Source organism: Kitasatospora sp. NPDC043949 (genome assembly GCF_056435365.1).
In genome coordinates, this window is the sequence record NZ_JBWKEQ010000007.1 from 182,718 (window position 1) to 189,215 (window position 6,498).

The 6,498-nt window shown below is 74.0% G+C and carries 6 protein-coding genes; all 6 read right to left on the reverse strand.

Features of this window, described 5'->3' with window-relative positions; translation table 11 throughout:
- Positions 1-49 precede the first annotated feature (49 nt).
- From AC07AL_RS08870 to AC07AL_RS08895, 6 genes are read right to left on the reverse strand one after another with little or no spacing between them, the layout of a single operon-like run.
- Positions 50-1,327, reverse strand: coding sequence for an ATP-grasp domain-containing protein (locus AC07AL_RS08870; protein ID WP_400987354.1), 1,278 nt, complete (start codon positions 1,325-1,327; stop codon positions 50-52).
- A complete protein-coding gene (locus tag AC07AL_RS08875; protein ID WP_400808226.1) occupies positions 1,324-1,560 on the reverse strand; it encodes an MbtH family protein in 237 nt (78 codons plus the stop codon). The genes AC07AL_RS08870 and AC07AL_RS08875 overlap by 4 nt, the downstream gene beginning before the upstream one ends.
- Positions 1,557-2,291: a DUF6875 domain-containing protein gene (locus AC07AL_RS08880; RefSeq protein WP_363631851.1), complete on the reverse strand. Its 735-nt coding sequence runs from the start codon at positions 2,289-2,291 to the stop codon at positions 1,557-1,559. Before AC07AL_RS08880 ends, AC07AL_RS08875 begins: the two co-directional genes overlap by 4 nt.
- Positions 2,288-4,144 carry a non-ribosomal peptide synthetase gene (locus tag AC07AL_RS08885; RefSeq protein ID WP_478317248.1) on the reverse strand — a complete coding sequence of 619 codons (1,857 nt, stop codon included), beginning with the start codon at positions 4,142-4,144 and terminating at the stop codon, positions 2,288-2,290. The genes AC07AL_RS08880 and AC07AL_RS08885 overlap by 4 nt, the downstream gene beginning before the upstream one ends.
- Complete coding sequence (locus tag AC07AL_RS08890) at positions 4,141-5,553, reverse strand: cytochrome P450 (RefSeq protein WP_478317249.1); 1,413 nt, start codon at positions 5,551-5,553, stop codon at positions 4,141-4,143. The genes AC07AL_RS08885 and AC07AL_RS08890 overlap by 4 nt, the downstream gene beginning before the upstream one ends.
- A gap of 2 nt (positions 5,554-5,555) precedes the next feature.
- Positions 5,556-6,455 (reverse strand): phytanoyl-CoA dioxygenase family protein, encoded by a 900-nt coding sequence (locus AC07AL_RS08895; RefSeq protein WP_363619761.1) that lies wholly within the window; start codon positions 6,453-6,455, stop codon positions 5,556-5,558.
- Positions 6,456-6,498 lie beyond the last annotated feature (43 nt).

Consider the following 6,498-nt stretch of genomic DNA (forward strand, 5'->3'; position numbering starts at 1 on the left):
CGCTCTCGGCGGGGCGTGCGCGGCCGGTCTGTGGTGGGGAACGTTCTCTTCACTGGGGTGCGAACTCCAGGTGGAATCTGTCATGGACGGACGTGATGAGCCGGAGCAGTTCGTCATGGGTGGCGACGGCGCCCCGGACGAACGCCAGGCGCTGTGCGGGGTGGCGCCAGTCGACGGGCTGCCCAGGGGCCGTCGCCACGTCGACCTCGCCGACGCCGGGGAGGGCCCGTACGGCGTCGGCGCCGTCGATCGCCCGGACGGTGCCGACCGTGCGCGGTGGCACGATGAAGTACTCGAAGGTCACCGCCGCCGGCCGGGGGGCCGTGACGGGCTCGACGCCGCGCTCCAGGGCCAACTCGAAGGCGAGGGCCAGAAGATCGATGCCCAGCGCCCGGTCCAGCAGGCCCACGGCGCGCCCGCCGACGCGTCCGTTGACCTCGATGACGCGGGGGCCGTCCGGGGTGAGCTTCACCTCCGTGTGGGTCACCCCGGTCGTCACGCCGAGGGCCCGGACCGCGGCCGCGGCGAGCTCGGCGACGTCCTTCTCCACGGCGGGCGTGAGGGTGGCGGGCAGGAACAGTCCGGTCTCCCGCAGCGGGTCCGCCAGGGCGAACTTGCCGGTGACGCAGAGGGTCGTGACCTCCGCGTGCTGCACGACGGCCTCGACGGAGACGTAGTCCCCCCAGCCCGGTCCGGCCACCGCGGGGTCCCCGGGCAGGTACTTCTCCACGACGAAGTCGCGCGGGCCGCCGCCCGGGCCCGCCGGCCCGTCACCGGGCCCGGGGGCGAGGCCGACGTCGGCCAGGGCGCGCCGCTGCTGCTCGGGGTCTGCCAGCCGTACGGTGTCCTGACTGCCCGCCCCGGTACGGGGTTTGAGCACCACGGGGTAGCCCAGGCGGGCCACGGCGGTGTCGACCTCGGCGGCGGAGCGCACCACGACGCTCGGGGTGTGGTCGACCCCCGCCGCCGCGAACGCCGCGCGCTGGTCGGCCTTGTCGGTGAGCAGCCGGACGGTGTCCGGCCGGTGGTAGGGCAGGCCGAGGGCCTGGGCCAGCCGCGCGGTGCCGGCGAGGCAGTACTCGCTGAAGGTGACGATGCCCGCGGGGCCGTGCTCGCGCAGCAGTTCGGCGGCGGGGGTGTCGTGTCCGCTGATCTCGCAGACCCGCGCCCGCCGGCGCATCCCCGCGAGCAGCGGCGCCACGCCCGGTACGGCCGGGTCGCAGACGAAGACCACGTCGCACAGGCCGCGGGCGGCGCCGAGGATCTCGGCCGGCCCCGCCGACCCCCTGCCGTAGACGACGGCGACCGTGGGAAGCGTGTCGGTCACGGGGACCCCGGGGAGCCGGCCGGGCCCGCGGGGGCCGGTGCGGCGGGGGCCGCCTCGCGCCGGGCGGACTTCGGGGTCATGTCGTCCCACTCCTCCTCGATCCTGCGCAGGCAGTCCTCGCGGGACGCCGGCTCGCCCACCGTCCGCCACCCCTGGGGGACGTCGTGGTAGGTGGGCCAGATCGAGTACTGCTCCTCGTGGTTGACGACGATGCGGTACTGGTCCTCGGTCACGGCGCGTCGTTCTCCTTTGCCTTCGGGGCGAGCTCGGGCAGGCCGTGACGTTCCACAGCGGTCACGTACAACTCGCGCAGGAGCGGGTCGCGTACGCGGCCCCGTTCGTAGTGGGCGCGGAAGTTCTGATCGTAAATCCTGAACCAGGCGCGGTGCTTGTACAAGAAGAGCACATCGTGGGGCGCCATCCGGCGGATCGCGAACAGGCCGACAGGGGCCACGGAGACGGGGAAGAGCGGGTTGCGCACGGCCCGTTCGTCGCAGTGCGGGTGGAACTGGCCGACCATCAGCCCGTGGGCGACCGCGTTGTTCTTCAGGTCTTCGTACGCCTCGTCGAGGACCCGCCAGCCCTCCGGCCCGGTGGCCGGCAGCACCACGATGCGGCAGTCGAGGGAGGCTCCGGTGTGCGTACGGCTGCGCTCCGTGCCGAGGGCGAACGTGGACATCTCCGCCTCCAGGGCCTCGCGCAGCTGCTGCTCGTCCTTCCCGGTGACGTCGTAGCGGAAGCTGAACTGGGCGTCCTTGCCGCTGAGGGCGGGTGGGATGAAGGGGCAGACCGGCCCGGTGCGGCCGATCTCGTCGTGGGGCCGGCTGATGTACTGGCGCAGCCAGGTGTGGACCTGGGCGAAGTCCCGGGCGTGCCGGGCGGGTGACTGGGGTTCGATCACCCGGATCCACAGGCCGTCCATTCTGGCCAGATCATTGTCCTGATCCTGCATCACCTGCGTCATGCGACGGTCTCCTGGGCTCGGTCGCCGGGGGGTGCCGGGGTGGCGCTCGGGGCGGTCAGCCGGCACAGATCGGCGTACGTGGGAGCGGCGTAGAGCTGGGCGAAGTCGAGGGTCGGTCCGAGCTGGGTGCGCACCTGTTCGACCAGGCGCATCAGCCCCAGGGAGGTGCCGCCGTCGGCGAAGAAGTCGGAGTCGGGCAGCGGGTGGTGCCCCGTCTGGGACTCCCAAGCCGCGGCGAGTGCGGGGTGGCCCTGGGCGGCGGTGTCGTGCGTCCGGGCGTCCGCGTCGTGCGTCCGAGGATTCGCGTCGTCCGCGTCGTCCGCGTCGTGCGTCCGGGCGTCCGCGAGACGGGCGAGGGCGGCGCGGTCCACCTTTCCGGTGGGCCCCAGCGGAAGGGCGTCGACCGCGATGATCCGCTCGGCCACCAGATGGCGCGGTGCCCGCTGCCACGCGCCCCGGCGCACCGCGTCGGTGTCGACGGACGCCGGCGTGAGGAAGGCGGTCAGGACGGCACCGTCGGGACCGGTACCGGCGATGACCACGGCGTCGTCGACGGCGGGGTCGGCGGCGAGGACCGCCGCCGCCTCCGCCGGATCGGTGCGGAAGCCCCTGACCTTCACCTCGTCGTCGGCGCGCCCGAGGAAGTCCAGGGCGCCGTCGGGGAGGTGCCGTACGCGGTCACCGGTGCGGTACATGCGGGCACCGGGCCGCGCGGAGAAGGGGTCGGGCACGAACCGCGCGGCGGTCGCGGCGGGGTCGTGCAGGTAGCCGCGGGCGAGCCGGGGGCCGCCGAGGTAGAGCTCGCCCACCGCGCCCGGGGCGACGGGCCGCAGCCGTTCGTCGAGGACGTGGCACGTCGTTCCCGCGACGGCGGTGCCGATCGGGAACGCGGCGGAGTGCTCGCGGTCCCACGCGGAGGCGTCCCCCAGGGTGCTGAAGGTGGTGTTCTCGGTCGGGCCGTAGCCGTTGACCAGCCGGGTGGCGGGGTGGGCGGCGGTGAAGGAGCGCGCGGTGCCGGCCGGGACGGTGTCACCGCCGGTGACGAGGGTGCGCAGGGTGCCCAGCGCCGGACCGTGGTGGGTGGCCATGAGGCGGAAGAGCGGGGCCGTCAGCCAGGCCGTGGTGATCTGCGGCCGGGCCAGCAGGGCGGCCAGTTCGTGGAGTGCGAGGGGGTGTCGGTCCGCGGCCGTGATCCGGGCCCCGGCCAGCAGCGGGGACCAGATCTCGAACGTGGACGCGTCGAAGGCGAGGGTGGAGTGCAGGAGCACGCCGTCGCCGGGGCCCAGCCGCAGGGACTCCGCCCCGAGCGCCAGCCCGGTGACCCCCCGGTGGGTGACGCCCACGGCCTTGGGGGCTCCCGTGGTGCCGGAGGTGAACATGACGTAGGCCAGGGCGTCGGGGCCGGCCGGTGAGGACGGCACCGCCGTGGTGGTCCGCTCCGCGAGGAGGGAGGCGATGTCGTGCACGGGGATGCCCAGGTCCGCCACGGTCGCGCTGTCGGCGCTGTCACCGCCGTCGCCGGCGTGCAGGGCCAGGGACGCCCGGGCCGTGCCGGCCATGAGCCGGACGCGGTCCGCCGGGTACCGGGGGTCCACCGGCACGTAGCAGCCGCCCGCGATCAGGACGGCCAGCATGGCGAGGACGGTCCGGCGGTCGCCGTGCCCGACGATCAGCACGGCGGTACCGGAGTCGACGCCCTTCGCCCGCAGCGACGCCGCCGCGGTGCGCGCCCGCGTCAGGAGCTCCCCGTAGCGGATCTCGCCGTACCGGTCGGCCAACGCCACGCGCTCGGGGAACGCCTCGGCGACGGCGGTGAAGCACTGCTCGATCCGGGCGTGCGGCGCGGTCGTCATCGTGCCCCCGAGGGGTGCTTGCGGGTGTCGCTGAGCCCGATGGTTGCGGTGCCCGTGCCCGTGCCCGTGCCGGTGCCGGTGCCGGTGCCGGTGTCGGGGTGCGGGGTGAACACGGCGCGCGGGCTGGGGTCCGGCGTCAGGGCGATGGCCGGTCGGAGCCCGGTCGCGGCCCGGTCGCCCAGCAGGGTGAACCGGCCGTGCGCGAGGATCGTCGCCGTGGCGAGCTGCGCCTCCAGCAGCGAGAACTGCCGCCCCAGGCACTGGTGGGGGCCCGCCCCGAAGGGGAAGTACTGCTGGACGGGCGGGCGCCGGCCCAGGAAGCGATCCGGGCGGAACTCCTCGGGTGCCTCCCACAGGGCCGGGGCGCGGTGGATGGCGTAGGTGCTGGCCAGGACGAGGTCGCCGGGCTCCAGCCGTACGCCGGCCGCTTCGACGGGGGTGTCGATGCGGCGGAAGAGCGCCCACGCGGGCGGGTGCAGCCGCAGGGATTCCTCGACCACCGCCAGGGTGTACGGCAAGGTCCCCTGGGGGATCGACGGCGCGGCGCGCAGGGCGCCGAGGTCGGTGGAGCGGACCTCGTCGAGGGTGCGGGCCAGGGCCCGGGGCGAGCCGGCCAGGTTGTGGAAGGTCCAGGTGAGCAGGGTGCCCATGGTCTCCACGCCGGCCACGAAGATCGACATCAGTTCCTCGCGCAGCACGTCCTCGGGACGGTCGCCGAGCGTGTCCCCCCGCTGGCGCAGGGCGGCGACGAGCGACGGCAGAACCCCGTCGGCCGTGGCCGCCGCGGGTACTTGGGCCGCCCGGTGCGCGATGAACTCCTCCAGCACCGCCCTGTCCCGCGCGAACGCCTCGCCGTCCGCGTCGGTGACGGTCTGCGGGGCGAACAGCCGCCGGTCCAGGTAGTGGACGGCCGTGTCCACCGTCGAGGCCAGGGACGCCAGTTCGGCGCCGGTCAGCTCCGGGTCCACGAGCCGGAGGATGATCTCGATGCTCAGCTGCTGGAGGGTGTGTCCGAGGTCGAACTCGCGGCCCGCCGCGGGCAGCAGCCGACGGCGCACGAAGTCCTCCGCGCTCTCCAGCACCAGGGTGTGCAACTCCGCCACGGCCCGGGCCGAGAACATCGGGCGCAGCAGGGCGCGGCGATGGCGCCACTGCTCCCCGGAGGCGACCACGAACAGTCCGCTGCCCACCAGTTCGCGCAGCAGCCCGCGGTGGTTGCGGGTGCCGTGGGCGAGGGCCGCGGCGGCGACGGCGGGCTCCGCCGCGACGATCAGCCGCGTGCCGTCGTCCAGCGGGACGGCGCTGACCGTCCCCTCGTCGCGCAGCCGCGTCATCAGCCCCAGGGGGTCGCTGCCGAGCTCCTGGTCGAACTCCTCGTAGCCGACCGAACTCACGGTGATGCTCGCCATGGCTAGCCCCGCCCCTCGGCGGACTTCTCCGCGTCCTCCGCGAGCGTGATGATCTGCTGGGAGTGGTCGTTCATCGTCCAGCCCTCGGCGGTGCGCACCGAGGTGCGCTGCTGCTCCGTGTAGCCCCTGCCCCGGTCGTGGAAGTGCCAGGCGAACGGCGGGCGGAGCAGCCGGCGTTCGACCGGGGTCCACTCCTCGCCCGGGAGGTCCTCGGGCACGGGCGCGGGAGCGGTGTGCTGCACCATGCCCGCGGTGTAGCGGCAGAAGACGACCCGGCGTTCGAAGTCGGCGGCCCAGGGCCAGCTGCCGTGGGTGGCGGTGTCCGCGAAGAGGACCACCGAGCCGGCCCTGACCGGGACGCGGGAGACCCAGTCGCCGACCTTCTGCCAGGTCTGGAAGTCCTCCGGGATCTCGAAGGCCGACTTGTGGCTGCCGGGGACCACCGCGAAGCCGCCCTGGTCGGCGAGGGCGTCGGTGAGGCAGAACGCGACGATCAGGTGTCCGCCGTAGATCCGGCCGTCGCGGACCTGGTAGGTCAGCGGGGGGTACTCCCACGGGGTGTTCCCGTTGTGCAGGATCAGCGCTCCGGCGCCCTTGCGGGCGTAGAGCACCTGCCCCTCGTCGTAGCGCAGGTCGGGGCCGAGCACCTCCTCCAGGTGCGGCAGCACCTTCTCGTGGCTGATCAGGTCGCGCACCGGGCGCGGGGTGGTGTGGAGGGGGCCGGCGTTGGCGATGAACGGGTTGTACCGCTTGAGCAGCGGGTAGTCGAGCTTGTTCTCGCCGTCCCACAGGCCGTGGCCGTCGAGGGCGGCGTTGACGGAGGCGAGTTCCTGCGCGGAGAGGATGTCCTCCAGGACCAGGTAGCCGCGCAGGTCGAACAGGTACTTCTGCTCTTCGTCCATGACTTTTCCCCTTGTGTCGGATGCGTCGGATATGTCGGAGAGC

Excerpts from the sequence above, each read along its gene's own strand:
- AC07AL_RS08880 (WP_363631851.1), bottom strand. The coding sequence starts at position 2,291 with ATGACGCAGGTGATGCAGGATCAGGACAATGATCTGGCCAGAATGGAC.
- AC07AL_RS08885 (WP_478317248.1), bottom strand. The coding sequence starts at position 4,144 with ATGACGACCGCGCCGCACGCCCGGATCGAGCAGTGCTTCACCGCCGTC.
- AC07AL_RS08890 (WP_478317249.1), bottom strand. The coding sequence starts at position 5,553 with ATGGCGAGCATCACCGTGAGTTCGGTCGGCTACGAGGAGTTCGACCAG.
- AC07AL_RS08895 (WP_363619761.1), bottom strand. The coding sequence starts at position 6,455 with ATGGACGAAGAGCAGAAGTACCTGTTCGACCTGCGCGGCTACCTGGTC.